Below are 19,108 nucleotides of genomic sequence, written 5' to 3'. Positions count from 1 at the left end.
ATATCCATGAATTTCACTGAAAGGTTTTATCATAAATTCAATTCCTATTTGAGGGTTAAACGGCTCCAATATGGTTATAACAAGAAAATCCTTAAGCTTATTAGAGATACCAAACCACCATATTTGGATAATAAAACCAAAAAAGAAATTAAAACCAGGTACGCACAATATGGCTTTAAGAATATTTCTGTTAAATGGCATAGATTTTTTGGCAATCTGTACTCCAAAACATGTATAGATTTCATTCCTGAATCACTCTTTTACTGCTATATAGAGCCTGCTTTGAATAAAACTGGCCTATATCGGGCTTGGGAGGACAAAAACTCAATAGAAAAATTCTTAAAACCGGAAATAACTCCAAAAACATGGGTTAAAAATTGTAATGGCTTTTATTATATCAATGGTGAGCCCGCATCGAAAGAAAACGCCATGAAATATTGCGCACAACTTGATGAATTTGTAATCAAACCTTCAATGGCAACTTATGGCGGTGACGGTGTGAAAAAAATAGATTTGAGTATCTCAAAAGACAGGGGGGAACTTGTTAATTCCATTTTCTTAGAGTATTCTAATGATTTCACCATTCAGGAAGTACTAAAACAGTCGCCCAAATTGGCCGAGTTAAACCCAACTTCTATAAATACCATACGAATTCTGTCCTACTTGCGTCCCTTTGAAACGGTAATTCTTTCAGGAATAATTCGCATTGGTAAGACAGGGGTCTTTACAGATAATTTTACTTTGGGAGGAGTCGTCTGTGGAATCAACGAAAATGGTGACCTTAAAAGATTTGGGATAGATAAATATGGCAAAAAATCAATCCAAAGCGAAACCGAGATTGTTTTTGAAGGTTTTACAATTCCTGAGTACAATAAAATTATTGAAACAGTTAAAAGTCTGCACACAAAACTACCCTACTTTAAAATAGTATCATGGGATATTATGGTGAATGAAAATTCTGAAGTAAAAATCATTGAATACAATACCTTTGGACAAGGTATCAATGGTCACCAAATCACCAATGGGCCTCTTTTTGGTGACTATTTTGATGAAATACTCAAGCTATCCAAGAAATAAAATTAAAGTTTATAGAAATAAAAAAATAATTTTCACCTAATAGGTAAAATAGTTCGGTACTACCCCTAAAATTCTGAATGGAAAAATCTCCAAAAAAAATAGCAATCTTCATCAACTCCTTGGCCGGTGGCGGTGCCGAACGCGTAACTTCCTACCTGCTCCCCTATTTGGTAAAAAAAGGGCTCTCCGTGGTTTTGGTACTAACCGAGGAAGAACTGGCTTACCCTGTTCCCGAAGAAGTTCCCATTCATTATTTGGCCAAATCACAAAAAAACGAATCCGGTATTCTAAAATTATTGAAACTGCCTTGGTTGGCGTATAAATATGCCCGTTTTTTAAAAAGGGAAAACATTACCCATTCCTTCAGCCTTTTAACACGCCCCTGCTATGTGAATATTATGGCGCGGTGGTTCACTGGACATCCCTACAAGCTCATGATCAGTGAGCGCAACTTTCCGAGCATGCAATACGGCGGGAACGACCTTCAAGCACGGATCAATAATTTTTTGGTGAAACGCCTATACCGTAAAGCAGATTTGGTAGTAAGCAATGCCAAGGCCAGTGCCCAGGATTTGGTCGATAATTTTGGTGTTTCCAAAGAACGGACCCAAACCATATACAACCCCATCGATATTGACAAAATCAACAAAATTGAAAAATTGGAAGGTTTTTTCGATGCAAATTATGTCAACACCGTTAGTATAGGCCGATTGGTTCCTGAAAAAAACCACGGTTTTTTGTTGGAGGCCGTAGTCCCTTTCAAAAACCTACGCCTCTACATTTTTGGCGAAGGTGAACTTAGATTGCAACTGGAGTCCAAGATCAAACACCTTGGCTTGGAAGAACAAGTGTTTTTGATGGGCTTTGAAAGCAATCCGTTCCAATATTTAAAGGCTGCCGATTTCTTTTTGTTCGGTTCTTTAAACGAAGGATTCCCCAACGTGCTTATGGAAGCCATGTGTTGTGGCTTGCCCATTGTGAGTACCAATTGCAAATCGGGTCCCGACGAAATGATGGAGCTGAAACAGGCCAAAACCGATGATATAATGTTTACCGACTACGGTATTCTAACTCCGGTAAACAATGTAGCCTGCATGCAAAAGGCCTTGGATTATGTGTTGCAACATCCCGAATTTTTGAAGGCATGTAAGCCCAAGCTTTTACAACGTATTCAAGATTTTAGGCGAGAACCTATATTGGAGGCCTATAAAAACATTCTACTAAGTTAACCTCCTTCCGCCCACTTCTTTGGAAGTACCTGACTGAACCATCTTTGGTTTAAAAAATGATAAAAATCATAAAATAAAAGTTAAAATAACATCAACTTTAATCTTCGGATATTATTGGGTTTTCATGAGGTCGCAGCGTAATTGCCCGAGTCATTACCATGGCTTTGTGTGCATAACCAGATACATACATTAGTTGATGATAAAAAAATATAGAAGTCCCATTCAAAGGTTAACGGTCCTTCTGCTATTCATTTCTTTTCAAAGTTGTTATTACGACCACCCTGAGGAAGAAGTGCTCTCTAAAACAGAAGTCTCATTTGCAGCAGATGTCCAGCCTATATTTGATGCAAACTGTACCGTTTGCCATCCTGCCCTGGTTCCAAATCCCGATTTGAGTGAAGGAAACTCTTATCCAACCCTCATAAACGAAAATTATATTATTGCCAACGACCTGGACGGAAGTTTACTATACCAAAGGCTTATTGGCAACCCCAGTGTTATGCCACCAACTGGAAGTCTGCCGGATTCCCAGATAACATTAATTAAAAATTGGATAGAGCAAGGAGCATTAAACAATTAAATATGGGAACAATAAGTTTAAAATATAGTATGGTCCCGTTGTTTGTGCTTTTTATGTCACAATCGATCATCTCCCAAATCACAAAAAGGGATTCCCTTGCCGAAAGACCAGCACGTTCAGCATTTGAAAGCTCATTTATTATCAACAACCCCTCGAATGTTCTTTTCCCCAAAAAAACATTGGAGATTCAAATTAAGCACCGTTTTGGGCTTATCAATACCGGGGGAAATGATTTGTTCGGTATTTGGGCCCCATCAAACATTAGACTGGGTGCCACATTTGCAGTGAGCGATAGATTTACCATTGGCTTTGGAACAACAAGATTTAACCGTCTGCAAGATTTTAGTCTTAAAGCCGGCATTTTTAAACAAACCCGATCCAATAGTATACCCGTAAGTGTTTCTTATTATGGAAATTTTACTGTTGACGCCAGGCCCAAGGAAAATTTTACCAGCGATCAAGATAGATTTTCATTTTTTAATCAGCTCATAATCACTAAACGGTTTGGTCCAAACTTATCACTTCAGTTGGCCCCAAGTGTTTCGCATTATAACTTGGTGGATATAAAAAACAGGAATGATAAAATTGCAGTTGGAATTGGTGGCAGGTATAAAATAAGCCTGCAAACTTCTATTTTAATTGATGCCAACCTGCCGTTTACCCATCATTTGAATAGTGTAGAGTTCAATACCGACCCTGAACCAGGACTTGCCATTGGTGTCGAGTTCTCAACCGCCGGTCATGCATTTCAAATATTTATAGGCAATTACAGTGGAATTGTGCCGCAACAGGATACTATGTTCAACCAAAATAATTTTTTTAATGGAGACATTCTTTTTGGATTCAATATTACCAGAGCCTATCGGCTATAAATAAACCTCTATGGATTTAAAATCCATACATTCTGAGCCGATAGTTGTTTTTAAAACTTCTTAGATCTTAGAAAATAAACACAACCCCATGAAAAAAAGAGCCTTTTTAGTTATCCCAATTCTTATAGGAGGATTAGCCATACTATCGATGAAAACTACTGGTTTTGAGCAACAAGAAACGTGGATAGTTCCAGAAGAGTACCAAAATATGAAAAACCCTTTTGCCGATTATGAGGATGAGGATAGCATTGGACGTATGGTCTACTCCAAATATTGCAAAATGTGCCATGGTAAAAAAGGACAGGGAGACGGGTCTGCTGGAAAGCTATTGAATACCCCTGTGGCAGATTTTACCGCTGCTTCCTTTAAAGACCAAACCGATGGCAGTATTTATTACAAAATATCGAAAGGGAGAAAGGATATGCCCAGTTTTGAGAAAGTAATACAAAGCGATGAAGATTTTTGGATGCTGGTCAAATATGTAAAAAACCTGTGATGTTTAATCCATAATTCCTCAATCATCCCCTAAACTTTTCAAATAAAAAGGGGCAGTCTAAAAAAAGTATTGTAATGCGTTATTCTAATAAACAAATTGTTATGAGAACCTGAATCCTGCGCGTCCGGCAGGCTGGTAAGTTCAGGTTAACGAAATCGGCGTTTTAGGCAATCTATTTTAATGCATGAATTTCTATCGGTTAAGGCTTTCCCATTAATCATCAATCAAGGGTATCTATATAGGCTTCTATAAGTTCTACACCTTCTGTATGAATCACCGTTGTGCCCAATAGAGGCATAAAATAACCAGGTATTTGGGTGTTCATACGCGTAATGATGGCCGTTTTCACGTCATTGATTTTACTGTTTTGAAACGAAGTCTCGTAACTAAAATCAAATTCTCCGCCATAATTAACGGTATACGAACCACCAGGTTGATGGCAATGTGCACAGTTCACATCCAGATAGGCCCTGGCCCTATCCTCTAAAAATATTGATGTGTCGGTCCAATCCGGTAAAACTTCAATTTGAGAGATATCTGGGGCTCCATAAAGAAGTCCTTCGCCCACAAAATACGCTATTTGATTTATGCCATTATGTTCAAAATTCAAAGCCCTTGTCTTAATTCCAATGGGGCGAAGTACACTATTGTTGCCATGGCATTGAATACACAGGTTGGTCGGGGGAACCTTGTAATTAACGGTTCTATTGTTACCCTGTTTATCTACCCAAGCCACTGGAACGGTATGTGTTCCTTCATCAAGATAAGCTTCGGTTTGTGCATTGTTCCAAATGTAATTACCTGCGCTCCAAATTCCATTGGTTTTGATGAGTACTCTTGTTTCTATTATTTTCTTTCCAAGCGATGGATTCCGTTCATCATTTGGGTAAAAGAATGTCATGGAAAGGACGGTGTTATCGGGAAACTGAAGTAATCCTGAACCATTATATACCATTTGTTTCGATTTTGGTACGGAAATGGTTCTGAGCTGATAAGAGTAATCGGTAAAAACAGTTGTACTTAAGTTATACTCGTAAGAGGTTTCAACCGGTTCCAAATTTGAAAGGGGTCCTTGAAAAATCTGTAATCCGGATAAAGTAGAGAGAAATTCCGGTACCGCATAAACCCTATTGTCCAAATAAGGGTCTGTGGCCTGCGACAATTCATCCCCGTTGTTTATCCCATCATCATCGCAGTCGCTATTAACCCATATTTCGTTATCCGAGTCGTACCCGGTATAACCATCACTATGAATAGGGTCACAAGGATCGTTTAAATTGGTGCCATCCAATACCTCCCTCTCGTCCTTGATCCCATCTCCGTCGGTATCGATTCCTCCGATCTCATCTAAATAAGGATTGGTACTATTGGCTAATTCTTTACCATTGGAAATCCCATCATGATCACAATCCGAGGAGGACCATATTGCATTTTCCGCCAAGTATCCCGAATATTCGGCATTTTGAAACGGATCACATGCACTATATCGATCTGTCCCGTTCTTCAACTCTTCAAAATCCGGTATACCATCTCCGTCAGAATCAAGGGTCTCATCCATATAAGGATTTGTTTCACTTACAAGTTCCTCGGCATTACTAATACCATCATTATCGCAATCACTATTGGACCAAATCAAATTCAGCTCATCATAGACGGTATAATCAAAATCCTGAATGGGGTCACAAGGGTTGTTCTTATCGGTACCGTTTTGGATTTCTTCTTCGTCCCAAATGCCATCGCCATCAGAATCTACATCAAAACCAGTGGTTTCAGGCAATCGGTCGTCTGTACATCCTATAAAAGCCACAAACAAAACACATATCCCTATTTGAAACTTTTTGTTTACTTGCAGAACACGCGTCAAGCAAAATTGTGTACTAAAACTATCCTTCTTCATCGTTTGGATATTTTTCTATTTCTTAACAATCAACTTTAACACCAGTTTCTCGTTGTTGTCCATTTCAAAACCAATAAAATAGGCACCCCCCTCGCTTAAGGTTAAAATGGGGATCTCATATATACCATGGGCAAATATTTCAGCAGGGTCATATAAACCTAACATCTTACCGCTTGAATCGTGCAAATAAATCCGAACCACGGAGCGGTTTGAGTCGCTATGGTCCACGATTTGAATTCTAGCCATATCCTTTGCCGGGTTGACTATTATTCTTCCGGTTATTTCATCTGAGGCAGTTTCTTCCACTACAACAATTGAAATGGATTTTGTATTGTTTAGGTTTTCATCATCAAATACGGTAAGGGTCACATCATAGCTTCCAACCTCGGTAAAAGTATGTGAGGTAACGACCTCTGTTGATTGGACATTTGCATCCTTAAAATCCCATAGATACCTTACTATTTCCTTATCATCGTTTGAACCGGTCCCATCAAAACTAACTTCCAAGGGAACCTCTCCCCGATTGGGTATTGATTTAATTACAGCCACTGGAGGCTCATTGGGCTTCGGGGTTACAAGAATAAATAAAGAAGTAGTATCGGTTAATCCTTCTTGATCAGAAACTGTCAATTCAACCTCATAGGTTCCAGCTACTTCGAAGGTGTGACTTGGATTTTGGAGAGGAGATATTTCACTACCATCATTAAAATTCCAAGAATAACTCACCACGCCTTTATCATCGGTTGAATTTTCTCCGGTAAAAGAAACACTTAATGGAACTGTGCCAATACTCCCCGAAGCATTGGCAACTGCTACTGGTGGATTATTTGAGGGGATACTTACTGTAATGGCAATCACATCTACGTCTGTTAAACCTCCTTCATCGATTACTTGTAGTACTACATGGTAGGTTCCAGGTTCTTCAAATGTTTTTTTAGGATTAACCTCTGTAGAAGTTGTCCCATCCTTAAAATCCCAGAGATATGCTATTATTCCAGTATCATCATTGGAACCGCTACCATTAAAAATAACTAGAAGTGGGGCTTCTCCCTGAACTGGATTAGCGGCAACTATAGCTGTAGGAGGATCATTGGTCGGTGGGGCCACCTCTATGGTTACTGTGGATGTATCCGTTAACCCTTCTGCATCTTCTACAGTCAACTCAACAATATATGTGTTTGGTATTATGAAAGTATGTACTGGATTGGTCGCTGTGGAAATAGGGGAACCATCTTTAAAATTCCAAGAATAAGCGACAATATTATCATCAGAGGAATTGCTGCCCGTAAAAGCAACTTCCAAGGGAGCATTCCCACTGACGGGAGATGCATCTGCAACTGCAATCGGAGCTTCGTTCGGTGGGTCAACAACCTCAATGGTCACTATAGTTGTATCGAAAAGTTCCTCTTCGTCCTCAACAGTCAATTCAACGGCATATATTCCCTCTTCCGTAAAAGTATGGGTAGGATTTGCCTGGGAAGATAACGGTGTTCCATCTTGGAAATTCCATAAATAGCCTACCACTTGTTTATCATCGATGGAATTGCTCCCGATAAAATTAACTTCCAAAGGAATGTTTCCTGTTTCGGGAGATGCACTGGCCACGGCCACGGGTGGATTGTTTACGCTGGCGCTCCCAAGAATTTCGATTGCGGAAATTTTGGGCTTGTTGGCACCTCCAGCCGCTGGCACCAGAAAATCCAAATTCAACTCACCATCGGCAACGGTAATGTCGAAAGGTTTGGCAACAGATATTTCCGACCCTACATCTGCCGCAATATCATAGTGATCTAAAACCAACGCATTCTCTATTTCAACATTGAAAATTCTATCTCCAATACCTCCGTTAGAATCTCCCCCTGTAGCACCAAAGTATATTTCGGCAAAATGAAGAATTACGGTGTATTCACCATTTTCCAACGATATGTTGTAATTAAAGGCATTAAGGCTGGCAAATCGTTCGGTCTGATAAAGTTCGTCTACTTGAGCACTCGAATTACTATATTCCGACCCGCTATTATAAAATTGATCTGCAGAAAATAATTTTCCGTCATATACGAGCTGTGGTCCGCCTGCATTAATTCTCAAGGAATACCCTCCCCCCTCTTCATATACATTGAGAAAATCCCATGTGCCCTCCAGTTCCACCCCAGGTGTGTTGGATGTTCCGATTAAACCAACAGCCAAGTCCATATTGGAATTTTGTAATGCATTAAGGATATTTCCTTTGGCAGTTAGAGTGGTCGCTAGAGTCCTGTTGCCCCCATCAACCACAAACTCAAGATCTACTTGTCCACTGGAAGGGTCGATAACAAAATAAAAGTTGATATCAGCATTAGGTCTGTCCTCCACAGCTATAGGGATGTTGATAGGAGCTTCAGGTACATCATCGACTTCCTGCAATATTGTTATCCCATCGCTCTTGAGTACCATTTTAATATAATTGCTTTGGGTACCATCGCCAATAAAAAAGCCAATTTCACCACCGATAGCACTGGTATTTCCGTAGATGCCCAAAGAAGAATTTAAATCGATCATTTTTCCCACTACCGAAAAAATTGTACTACTTTGATTTACCTGAATCCCATATTGATATCCTTTTTCCTGGGTATTGGTCGTTCCGAATGCGGTTCCTTCATTCATTTGCAGTACCAAAGTACCCGTGTTCCCGTCCAGTATATCATTTGGATTGGGGCCCGCATCAGTTTTATCTATCCAGTCCAACCAATTTGGACCATTATCTCCGTTGTTCATCAAACCTGTTAAGCCTAGGTTGGAGATACCACCTAAACCTTGGGTATTATAAAAATCATTGTAAACAGGAAATACAAATGCATCACTTCCTGAAGAATTGGGATTTCCCAGTTGAAATGGATCATTTGCATCGGAAATACCGTCAGCGTCATCGTCGTCGTCGTTTAAATCCGAAACCAAGTTTCCACCCACAGATGCATCAAAGTCTTGGGGCTTGGACAATACATCGCAATAATCGGTTCCATTGTCTATTTCATCCTGATTTGTATAACCATCATTATCGTAGTCAGCAGAAGCATCGAATTCTGGAGAACCCATGGTAATGCAGGTAGTACCATAATCTTGGGGTTCAAAAACAACAATGTTGCCATTAAGTGTTCCCGCCCAAATGGTACCTGGAAAATAATCTGTATCACTATTACATGTAATTCCCAAAGCATCTCCCCCAATACCTGTAAGAAATGGCTCTGTAAGCTGCAACAAGGACCCATCAGGATTCAATTCTACCCTTTTGATGACCCCGTGATTATCCCCGGCCAGTAAATTGCCTTTCATGGCGCCATTGAAATTGGATGCTGTATATTCATCCAATCCATTGGTATTTACATCCCATGTGGTAATGTTATTGTCGTCGGGACCATCAGGATTTGCTGTCCCAGGGCCTCTCCAATCCCCCTCAATGCTGTTGGCGGTTGAAACTGGAGGCCAGTTGGCCGGCAGTGCTATATTTGGATTAGTAGTAGACCCAGGGGTTGAACCATCGGGATCGTATTTTTGGGTTCTAAATACCGCCCCTGTAGTCCCAAACTGTTCCGGTGCCGTAAAAAGACCGGCACCATTGGGGTTTGCCCTTATAGGATTTGGGTGACCGGAATAATAACTACCAAAAGTATAAGTATCTAAATTGATGGTCACTAACTGTAAATGATCATCATTATCAACTTTTTCACCATCTACGAATGTGGTACTCCCAGGTTCCGAAGAGTCATAATCATTGATTACCGAACCTCCTCCTTCGTTAATGGGCAATCCCCCCCAATCTCCGTTTGCACCATTGTCGGAAACGTAAAGTGCTTTGCTCTCGGTAACGACCAAATCGTAGGGGTTACGAAACCCTGGCGACATTATCTGAACAGGACCTCCCACTTCTACGATTGCCATGTTTAATCCGTCATTACCACCAAAAGGGTCATTAATATCAATTCCGTTGTATCCGGGAGCATCTGGATCGGTTATTCCATTCATATTGGAGCGTGTGGGGTCATCCATAGTCGGCAAATCATAAATGTATTGTCTTCCATTGCTATCGATTTTTATTGGCATATCATTGAGCATATCGAGATCAACAGCTAAAACTGCTCCCGACAAGGCAAACTCGCAGATAAAAGTGAAGTTATTGGAAGGAGCACCTGCATTGGTATGTCCACCTTGCGCAACAATAAGGTATTCTGTTCCATTAATAGTTATAAACTCCAAACCGTTAGTGGCATGGTTTTCTTCAGATCTTGGCAACCCTCTGACAAGGTCCACAACATCCCAAGAACTTCCGTTCCACGATAACCTTGTTATAACACCAGAGTTAGTGTCAAGATTAATATCACCCCCAGAATACCCAGCGCCCATCCGGAAATCACTGGAAGTAACATAAATTATCGGGGTCTCGGCTGTACCGGCAACTGTTAAACCAGTGGCCTCCCTTTGCTTAACTGAATTGTTTACCGTACCGTCATCATTATGATTGACAATATTCAAAACGCTTGTTAATGTTTCGACATCCGTAACTACATAATCACTGGCACTATTTCTTTGAACGGTTAGTATTTTTATGGTTCCAGCAGCACTACCTCCCCAATAATATTCTAAAACATACAGTCGGCCGTCTGGGCCATACATTAAAGAAGTAACACCTGAAACACTTTCATTTCCATTAAAGTTCAAGTCGCTTTTATTAAAATCAATCTGTGCATGAAGGTTGTTAAAACAAAGTACGGACAACATAAAAATAGAAGCAGCGGCAAGGGCTTTAAAAATGTTGGGGTAACCAGTATTCATAACCAATAGAAAAGAGTTAGCACTTTAAGAAAAGAAACCGTTTAAATATCTTTTAACAAAGATAATCCAACCCTTGAGCATCAATTAAACAGCGCGGGGATAATCGTTAAATTGAGTCCAAATACCGATAAAAGACTATTTAGTATTTTATTTTGTTGGATAAAAAAATGGTTTCAATACGATGTGGCTATGCTATTGACCAAAAGTATCTTGTACAAGTAGAAAAACTAATGTGGAAAAAAGAGTTCTTTTTGGGGCTACCTTACATATCGAGGTTTCTTAAAGTAATAGCGGTACCGTTTTGTTTTACCTCTTCAACAACGGCATGAATGGTTTTCTGTTGAAAATCCGATAATATTTTCTTTTTAAAAGGAACAACGGCATAATGCAAAGGACAGGGGTTATCATTGTTACATTTAACAAGACCAAGAAAGCACTCATCAAATTTATTCCCATCCGATATACAGGAGATTATATCCCAAAGCGTGTTTTCTTTATTCTCCTCACTTAAAAAGTATCCTCCGCCAGGGCCTTTGTTTGACAATATTACCCCCTTACCGGACAACTCCTTAAGTAATTTGGCTAAAAAAGGTTGTGATACTTGCAGGTCTTCTGCAATTACTTTGGCCCCTATTTTATTGTTGACATCGGCATACATTACCAAGTAGATTACAGCCCTTATTGCATATTTACAACCATTAGTAAGCATACGACAATATAATTAATTAAGGATAACTGGAAATCGACACCCCATCAACAAAACAAAGGATATTTAATTTAATTGGAATTCAACTATCTCAAAATCCGACCTACGGTTCTTAGCATGTTTATCCTCAGTACAACGCACCCCATCCTCACATTCATTCACCAATTGGGTTTCGCCAAAGGCTTCGTGACTGATTCTATCCATTGAAATACCTTTTGAGGTCACATAATCCACAGTTCGTTCCGCCCTTCGTTCCGAAAGCCATTGATTGTACTTTTCTGTTCCTCTGGAATCGGTATGTGCCGTTACCCTTATGATCAAATTGGGCTCATCTTCCATAATGGCGACCAACTGATCCAACAGCGCTTTGTCTTTAGCAGTTAAATACGAAGAGTTAAGCTTAAAGTACACATTCCCCAAATCGTTTATCTTGGTCTGCAGTGCATCTCTCCTGGCTTCTTCTGCTTCCCTTTTTGCCTTTTCCGCCGCAGCAAGTTCAGCGGCCTCTTTTTCCTTTTGAAGTCGTTCGGCCAACAATCTGGCCTCTTCTTCGGCTTTGGCAATGGAATCCTGAACCCTTTGCTGCTCTTTTTCCATTTCTTGCAATAAGGCCAATTTCTCCTCCCCTTTGCGGGAAAGTCCTTTTTCTACATTAAACCTATAGGCCACTCCAAGGGCGTGCTGTATGTGGTTGGTAGCCTTTTCTGAATCCATGGCCCATTTACCTGTGGAGTTAAAATCCAAGCCCCAATGGTCAGAGAGCCACGTCCTAAAACCCAATACAGCATTATATGTACCCCTACCCTGATTATTGGCATCGGTATAACCTGCACCAATTCCTACGTATGGATCAAAAAAACCGGTCTGCCCCAAAATCATGTTCAAATCGTAGCTTACCCTAAAATCAAGCCCCCAATAATCCACATCTTCTGGATTAATATTGTTGTCCACAATTTTTCCTTCCTTATACTTATTGTAAGAACCTATGGCTTCCAAGCCAAGACCATTTTTAAAATAACGGCCAAAACTAAGCCTAGAGGGGTAAGGTACCATGTTCCAAGCATCGCTTAAGTCAAAAAGTTTTCCAAATTCATCTCCGGAGTCATCTACCACATTGGTTCCCAACGATACAAGCCAATAGCTTTGTACGATACTATCCTTTTTGGTCAATTCTACGTCTTGGGCATAGGTCAAGGCAAAAGAAAAAAGAGCCACGACCAGCATGGTCAAAGGTTTTGAAGTATTCATTTTTACTCGATTTGAGGTTTATCGCCATCAAAGCTATAGCAAGCCTTTAAAAAAAGAAACTTTGCACTTCAAAGTGCGCTTATTTTCGATGAGAAGCAAAATATATTTTAAAAGTCCTAATGGTCAATCCTTTGGAAAGTGATGGTTTTATCGACCAATGGCATTTTGTAGAGATAAAAAGGGAAATTAATGGCCTGAACCGTCATGTCCCCATCTTTTTCCACCTCGACAAGCTCCAGGACCATCGAAATTTCCTCGTCGGTCTCCTTCAATTTGGATAATACGGGGGCCTTATCTCCTTTCTGCTCGCCCAAACAGACCAAAATCACCAACTCTTGGGAAAAATCTACAACAGGAACAGGAAGGCCAGGTTTACGGGTTTTGTTTATTTCCACATAAAATTTTCGCAACGATTTTGCATCCCTTATCACCTGTGCTTCAAATGCATCTATGTTGATAAAATTATGATGGTCTATCAAAACCATGCCTTCTATTTCTTCACCCACAGGGGAACGCCCCTCTTTTTGCGCTTTGCAGGAGAGCAAACAGATCAATGCTATGAAGAATATATATCTGATGGCTAAAAGGTGTTTTTAAAGCGTGATTTAAAGGCTTTTTCGTAAAGGTCTTCATACAAAGGCAGTACATGTACTATATCAAATTTTGATGCCACATTGAATGCGTTTTCCTTGAACTTTTCCAAAGTATCGTCATCCTTTAAGATCTCTATGGCCCGTGCTGCCATGGTCTCCACATCGCCTACATCGGCCAAATAACCGGATACCCCGTCAATATTTACTTCGGGAATGCCCCCTGTGTTGCTGGAAATTACAGCTACCTTGTTGATCATGGCCTCCAAGGCCGCCAAACCAAAGCTTTCCGTTTCCGAAGGCAACAGGAACAAATCGGAAAAACAAAGAATCCGATCAATTTCATTGCTATTGCCCAAGAACAACACTTTGTCTTTCAGACCCAAAGAATCACATAAATCTTCCGCCCTTTCCTTTTCAGGCCCTTCGCCCACCATAATAAGTTTTGCAGGCATTGTTTTTTGGATTCGATGGAATATTTTAATGACGTCGGGGATGCGCTTAACCTTTCTAAAATTACTGATGTGGGTAATGATCCGTTCATCTTCCTTTGCCATCATGGTACGTTGGCAATCCGTATAATTGTTCTTGTACTTGGTGGTTTCAATAAAGTTGGGAATTACCTCAATATCCTTTTCAATATCAAAAAGCTTTAAGGTTTCCTTTTTCAAGGCCTCGGAAACCGAGGTCACCACATCCGATTTATTGATGCTGAAGGTAACCGCTGGTTTATAAAAGGGATGTTTGCCCACCAAGGTAATATCGGTTCCGTGCAAGGTGGTGATCATCGGAATAAAGATTCCGTATTCCTGGAGCATCTTTTTGGCCATATAGCCCGCATAGGCATGTGGGATGGCATAATGCACATGCAGCAGTTCAATATCGTGAAGCTTGATGGTATCCACCAACTTACTGGAAAGTGCCAGCTCATAAGGTTGGTAGTGGAACAATGGATATTCCGGCACATGTACCTCGTGAAAATGAATGTTGTTTCCCAAAAGCTCCAAACGCACGGGTTGACGGTAAGTGATAAAATGTATCTCATGGCCCCTTTCTGCCAGGGCTATACCCAATTCTGTGGCAACAACGCCACTACCGCCAAAGGTTGGGTAACACACAATCGCTATTTTCATACAACAAATCTAAGGCAATTATTCATTACCTAATTAATAATGGAATCATAAATGGCCTGCTGAATACGTGTCCGCAATCCAGATTTGATCAATAATGTATTCGTCGCAGACGGGTAGGTCCTGTTGGACAGAAAAACATAGACAATTTCCTCTTCAGGGTCGGCCCAGGTATAGGTTCCCGTAAATCCGCTATGGCCAAAGCTCTGTCTGGACACACAACCACAGGTAGGACCTTTTTCTTCTAACTGGGGTTTATCAAAACCAACGCCCCGCCTTACATCTTTGTTACAGAAATAGCAGGTATTGAACCGCTTCACCGTACGCGAATTAAAAAACCGTTCCCCACCGTAGTAACCGCCCTGTAAGTACATTTGCATGATCTTCGCTACCTCATTGGCTGTGCTAAACAGTCCTGCATGGCCTCCTACACCGCCCAGCATGGCCGCTCCCATATCGTGCACATAGCCCTGCACCGTCTGATATCTGTAATAGTCGTCCTCTTCGGACGGAACTATCTCCTCTTTTGAAAATTTTTTTAAGGGATTAAAGGTGGTTCGTTGCAGCCCCATGGGCTTGTACAGAAACTCATCGACCAATTCATTGATAGGTTTGTTGTAGGTGTCCTCAATATACTCTTTGAACACATAATAGCCCACATCGCTATACCGGTACCTGTTCGATTTAAGGCTTTGTCTCCCAATCCTGCTATAGATGGAATCTTTATAAGATCTAGTCAAATACAAATGCTCGGCAACTTTGTACGGAAAAGCCTCTGATGGGTTTTGCCTGTAAAATTCCGATGATGGTTTTCGGTCCTTGTTCAAGGTATCCAAGTAAAAGGCAATCCAGGAAGGCAATCGCCCATAGTGGGATAAGGCTTTGAGGACGGATACCTCTTTTAACTCCGTATCGGCATATTCGGGAATCAGGTCCCCGAATGTATCGTTCAGGGCAATCTCCCCCTCTTCTTCCATTTTCATGATCATGGGCAAGGTGGAGAGAATCTTCGTCAAAGAAGCCAGATCGTATATGGATTCTTCGGCAACCTCATTTGTGGAGTTATAGGTGGGCTTCCCAAAATTCTTGTTATAGATTACTTTCCCCCTTCTGGCAATCAGCACCTGCGCCCCTGGAAACATCAAGGAATCCAATCCATGCTGAACCAACGTGTCCACCTCGGCAAGCATCTCCGAACTCATCCCCACCCGTTCTGGAATGCTATACCCCAAGCGTTGTATGGGGTTTACCTCAACACCTGTACCAACCGGAAACTCATCATGGGCAGATACGGGCAGCTTTCCTGATGCCCCAATAGCACCAAAAATAACTTCGGCCACCTTTTTCTGTGCAATTTTACTATTCTGATAGCCCACCACTACCCCGTCCACGGTATCAAAGTTCAGGACATCCAACAGGGCGTATGGCCTAGCGAACAGGGCTAAAATGGTATTGCTGGTCCGCAAACGGGATATTTCCTCCAGCCAAAAAAGTTCGTTTTTGGAAAATTTATAGCCTTTCCAAGGACTCGAATTATCTTTATGGAAACCGATTATGACCAAATTATACTTCACCAGTTCCTTTTTATATTGAGCAATATCCTTGGCCTTGATATGGGTTACTTTGTAATATTTGTTCAATGCTGCGTGAAAAGTGGCCCCGGAAGCATCACCAAAATGCACGTATGCAATTTTTTTATTGTCCAGTTTTTTGATGGGCATCAACGAAAAATTGTTCTTGGCAACTGTAATGGCACCTTCCATAGCCTCTTCGTAAACCACATCGTTTTCAATTCCGTTCAAATCCTCAAGGAGGTTTTCCAAATTTACAGGCTGATAATTGTACAGACCAGCCTTGTATTTGGCCATCAATATTTTTTTGACAGACTTGGCCAATCTTTCCTCCGTGACCACACCATCGTTATACGCCTTTATGAAGGTTTCTTTGGCTTTGAGCACGTTTTCTGGCATCAACAATAAATCATTCCCTGCCAAAAAGGCCTCCAATTCCACCTCTCCTTCGGGGGCAAAGTCCGAAACTGCCTTCATGTTCAAGGCATCGGTGATGACCAAACCTTTAAATCCCAATTGGTTTTGCAATACGCCCGTCACTATACTTTTGGAAAGTGTTGATGGGTGCCCTTCCCGAGATTCCAAACTGGGCACATCCAAATGGGCCACCATGGTAGAGCTCAATCCAGCTTTCATTACTTCTTTGAAAGGATACAGTTCAATGGAATCCAATCGCTCCAAAGATGAGTTGATAATGGGCAAGGATTTGTGTGAATCGGTAGCGGTGTCGCCATGTCCGGGAAAATGCTTACCGCTGGTGAGTACGCCTGCTTTTTCCATGCCCCGAACAAAGGCCCTTCCTTTTTCTGCCACATTTTTAGGATCTTCGCCAAAAGAACGGTTACCTATGATAGGGTTTTTCGGATTATTGTTCACATCCAAGTCTGGGGCAAAATTAATGTGCACCCCAAGACGTTTGGCGTGTTTTCCAATTTGATGGCCCACCTTTTCCACGATGGTACTATCCTGGATCGCCCCCAGGGTCATGTTCCACGGAAAAGCGTAGGTTGAGTCCAAACGCATGGCCATACCCCATTCGGCATCGGAACCAATGAGCAATGGCACTTTGGATGCTGCCTGGTATACGTTGGCCAATTGTGCTTGTTGGACAGGTCCTCCCACCAAAAAGATGACTCCTCCAATACCTTCGGATTCGACAAGGTTCTTTACCCTATCCGTTGCGGATTTACTTTGGTTTGATGCAACGCTCACCATAAACAACTGTCCTATCCGTTCTTCAAGCGCCATGTTTGCGTAGTGGTTCTCCACCCATGCCATTTGGGCCACGGAGTCTTTGGCAGCCAAGGGATTAATCTGCCCGATAGCTTGTAAACATAACAGTAGAAAAAGGGGAAGGTGGAAATTTATCCGCATAAAAATCTTGTCTAAGACCTGAACTTATTGGCAATAAAAATATTGCATTTCATCGAGGAAAGCATAAGATTTAAGATAATTTAAGAGTATAGCTCTTTAGTTGTTGTAATTCTCGGTTCGAATAAAATCCCGAAAAGCAATATAGCCTGTTCGTCGGCAAAGGCAGGTATCGAGAATTGTTGTTGTTTGAAAACCAAACCTATACAAATCTAGAGTGCCAGCTTTCACTGGCAGGGACTTCCCAATTTTCTAAATATTCTTGTTTTGTGGCCACCAAGTTGTTGAAAACAATGGTGTTCGGGGAAACCGATTTGGCCTTGGCCATTTTCTTGAAATCTTTTAGCGGCTTGTAGGCAATGTATTCACCTTGTTTGAAGGATACGTTCATCCTGTCCAGCAATTCTACATTATATTGCTGCTCCAAATTCTGGATAAAGTGCACAGAGGCATCAATGGAGCAACCTGATGCACTTACATTGGTCTGGTCCAATCCGATTACGATAAATCGCTTATACTTTATCTCGAACCCTGCATGTAAATTACTGCCATGGGCGGTCCATTCCTTTAGGAAAGCTGTTAAGCTCCCTTCCAATTCTTTCAGTTCTTCTTCTGTAAAACTCCTATTGGATTGATAGATCCAAACTCTGGAGTGGTCTGGCAATTCATTAAAATCTACTAGCATTTTTTTGTTTTTTTTCGAGGAACACTTCTGTAGTCCCTTAAGGGGACAATCATATTCTTACAAATTTTGGGCGTTGGCCAGTAATTCGGCTACGTCCAAAACGGTGATACTGTCTTCTTTTTCGTGTGCTTTTATCCCATCCGTCATCATGGTGTTGCAATATGGGCAAGCTGTTGCTATAATATTGGGGTTGGTTTCCAAAGCATCCTTGGTACGTAATACGTTAATGTCCATATCCCCTTTTTCGGGCTCCTTGAACATTTGGGCACCTCCTGCCCCACAGCAAAGGGCGGTTTTCTTGTGTCGTTTCATTTCTACCAATTCAGCACTGGTCTTGGTGAGCAATTCCCTTGGTGCATCAAAAACGGAATTGGCCCTGCCCAAATAACAGGGATCATGAAAAGTAATGCGTTTTCCCTTGTATCCGTCCCCCGAAATGGTCAAACGTCCGTCATCGATAAGTTCTTTAAGATATTGTGTATGGTGAACAACATCATAAGTACCGCCTAAACTTGGGTATTCGTTTTTTAAGGTGTTAAAAGAATGTGGGTCGCAGGTTACTATTCGCTTTATTTCGTAGCCATTCAGTAATTCTATGTTCATCATGGCCTGCATTTGGAACAAAAATTCGTTGCCTGCTCTTTTTGCCACATCGCCCGTGGAACTTTCCTCGGTGCCCAAAACGGCAAAATCCACATTGGCCTTGTTCAACAACTTCACAAAGGCCCTCGATATCTTTTTGGCACGATCATCGTAACTACCTGCAGAACCTACCCAAAACAATATTTCCGGCTGTTTGCCTTCTGCCATAAACTGCTGCATGGTCTTAACCTTCAATTGCTCGCTCATA

At 41.2% G+C, this 19,108-nt stretch carries 14 protein-coding genes; 5 read left to right on the top strand and 9 right to left on the bottom strand.

The window, feature by feature from the left end; all coding sequences use genetic code 11:
• The first annotated feature begins 6 nt into the window (after positions 1–6).
• From MURRU_RS11470 to MURRU_RS11450, 5 genes are all read left to right on the top strand, one after another.
• Positions 7–1,077, top strand: coding sequence for a sugar-transfer associated ATP-grasp domain-containing protein (locus MURRU_RS11470; protein ID WP_014033634.1), 1,071 nt, complete (start codon positions 7–9; stop codon positions 1,075–1,077).
• A 77-nt stretch (positions 1,078–1,154) separates the two neighbouring features.
• Complete coding sequence (locus MURRU_RS11465) at positions 1,155–2,306, top strand: glycosyltransferase (protein WP_014033633.1); 1,152 nt, start codon at positions 1,155–1,157, stop codon at positions 2,304–2,306.
• Between the two features lie 196 nt (positions 2,307–2,502).
• Positions 2,503–2,886, top strand: a complete 384-nt coding sequence (locus MURRU_RS11460; RefSeq protein ID WP_014033632.1) for a c-type cytochrome — start codon at positions 2,503–2,505, stop codon at positions 2,884–2,886.
• 2 nt (positions 2,887–2,888) lie between these two features.
• Positions 2,889–3,758, top strand: a complete 870-nt coding sequence (locus tag MURRU_RS11455; protein WP_014033631.1) for a DUF5777 family beta-barrel protein — start codon at positions 2,889–2,891, stop codon at positions 3,756–3,758.
• Between the two features lie 88 nt (positions 3,759–3,846).
• Positions 3,847–4,254, top strand: coding sequence for a c-type cytochrome (locus MURRU_RS11450; protein ID WP_014033630.1), 408 nt, complete (start codon positions 3,847–3,849; stop codon positions 4,252–4,254).
• Between the two features lie 220 nt (positions 4,255–4,474).
• Here the strand turns inward: MURRU_RS11450 and MURRU_RS17400 are convergent, their stop codons facing one another.
• From MURRU_RS17400 to MURRU_RS11405, 9 genes are all read right to left on the bottom strand, one after another.
• The gene (locus MURRU_RS17400; RefSeq protein ID WP_014033629.1) at positions 4,475–6,151 is read right to left on the bottom strand and encodes a hypothetical protein; all 1,677 of its coding nucleotides are present in this window, start codon (positions 6,149–6,151) and stop codon (positions 4,475–4,477) included.
• 15 nt (positions 6,152–6,166) lie between these two features.
• Positions 6,167–10,957 (bottom strand): PKD domain-containing protein, encoded by a 4,791-nt coding sequence (locus MURRU_RS11440; RefSeq protein ID WP_014033628.1) that lies wholly within the window; start codon positions 10,955–10,957, stop codon positions 6,167–6,169.
• Between the two features lie 262 nt (positions 10,958–11,219).
• Positions 11,220–11,666, bottom strand: a complete 447-nt coding sequence (locus MURRU_RS11435) for an RrF2 family transcriptional regulator (RefSeq protein ID WP_014033627.1) — start codon at positions 11,664–11,666, stop codon at positions 11,220–11,222.
• Positions 11,667–11,729: 63 nt separating this feature from the next.
• Positions 11,730–12,911, bottom strand: a complete 1,182-nt coding sequence (locus tag MURRU_RS11430; protein ID WP_148261505.1) for an OmpA family protein — start codon at positions 12,909–12,911, stop codon at positions 11,730–11,732.
• Between the two features lie 116 nt (positions 12,912–13,027).
• Positions 13,028–13,456, bottom strand: a complete 429-nt coding sequence (locus tag MURRU_RS11425; RefSeq protein ID WP_187289843.1) for a hypothetical protein — start codon at positions 13,454–13,456, stop codon at positions 13,028–13,030.
• A gap of 35 nt (positions 13,457–13,491) precedes the next feature.
• On the bottom strand, positions 13,492–14,634 hold the full coding sequence (gene bshA, locus MURRU_RS11420) for an N-acetyl-alpha-D-glucosaminyl L-malate synthase BshA (protein ID WP_014033624.1): 1,143 nt from the start codon (positions 14,632–14,634) through the stop codon (positions 13,492–13,494).
• A gap of 29 nt (positions 14,635–14,663) precedes the next feature.
• Positions 14,664–17,576: a glycoside hydrolase family 3 N-terminal domain-containing protein gene (locus tag MURRU_RS11415; protein ID WP_014033623.1), complete on the bottom strand. Its 2,913-nt coding sequence runs from the start codon at positions 17,574–17,576 to the stop codon at positions 14,664–14,666.
• 199 nt (positions 17,577–17,775) lie between these two features.
• Entirely contained in the window at positions 17,776–18,258 is a 483-nt protein-coding gene (locus tag MURRU_RS11410) for a hypothetical protein (RefSeq protein WP_014033622.1), read from the bottom strand.
• 57 nt (positions 18,259–18,315) lie between these two features.
• Complete coding sequence (locus MURRU_RS11405) at positions 18,316–19,107, bottom strand: (Fe-S)-binding protein (protein WP_014033621.1); 792 nt, start codon at positions 19,105–19,107, stop codon at positions 18,316–18,318.
• Position 19,108 lies beyond the last annotated feature (1 nt).

Source organism: Allomuricauda ruestringensis DSM 13258, from assembly GCF_000224085.1.
Taxonomy (GTDB): Bacteria; Bacteroidota; Bacteroidia; order Flavobacteriales; family Flavobacteriaceae; genus Flagellimonas; species Flagellimonas ruestringensis.
This window is presented reverse-complemented; position numbering and strand designations above follow the sequence as displayed.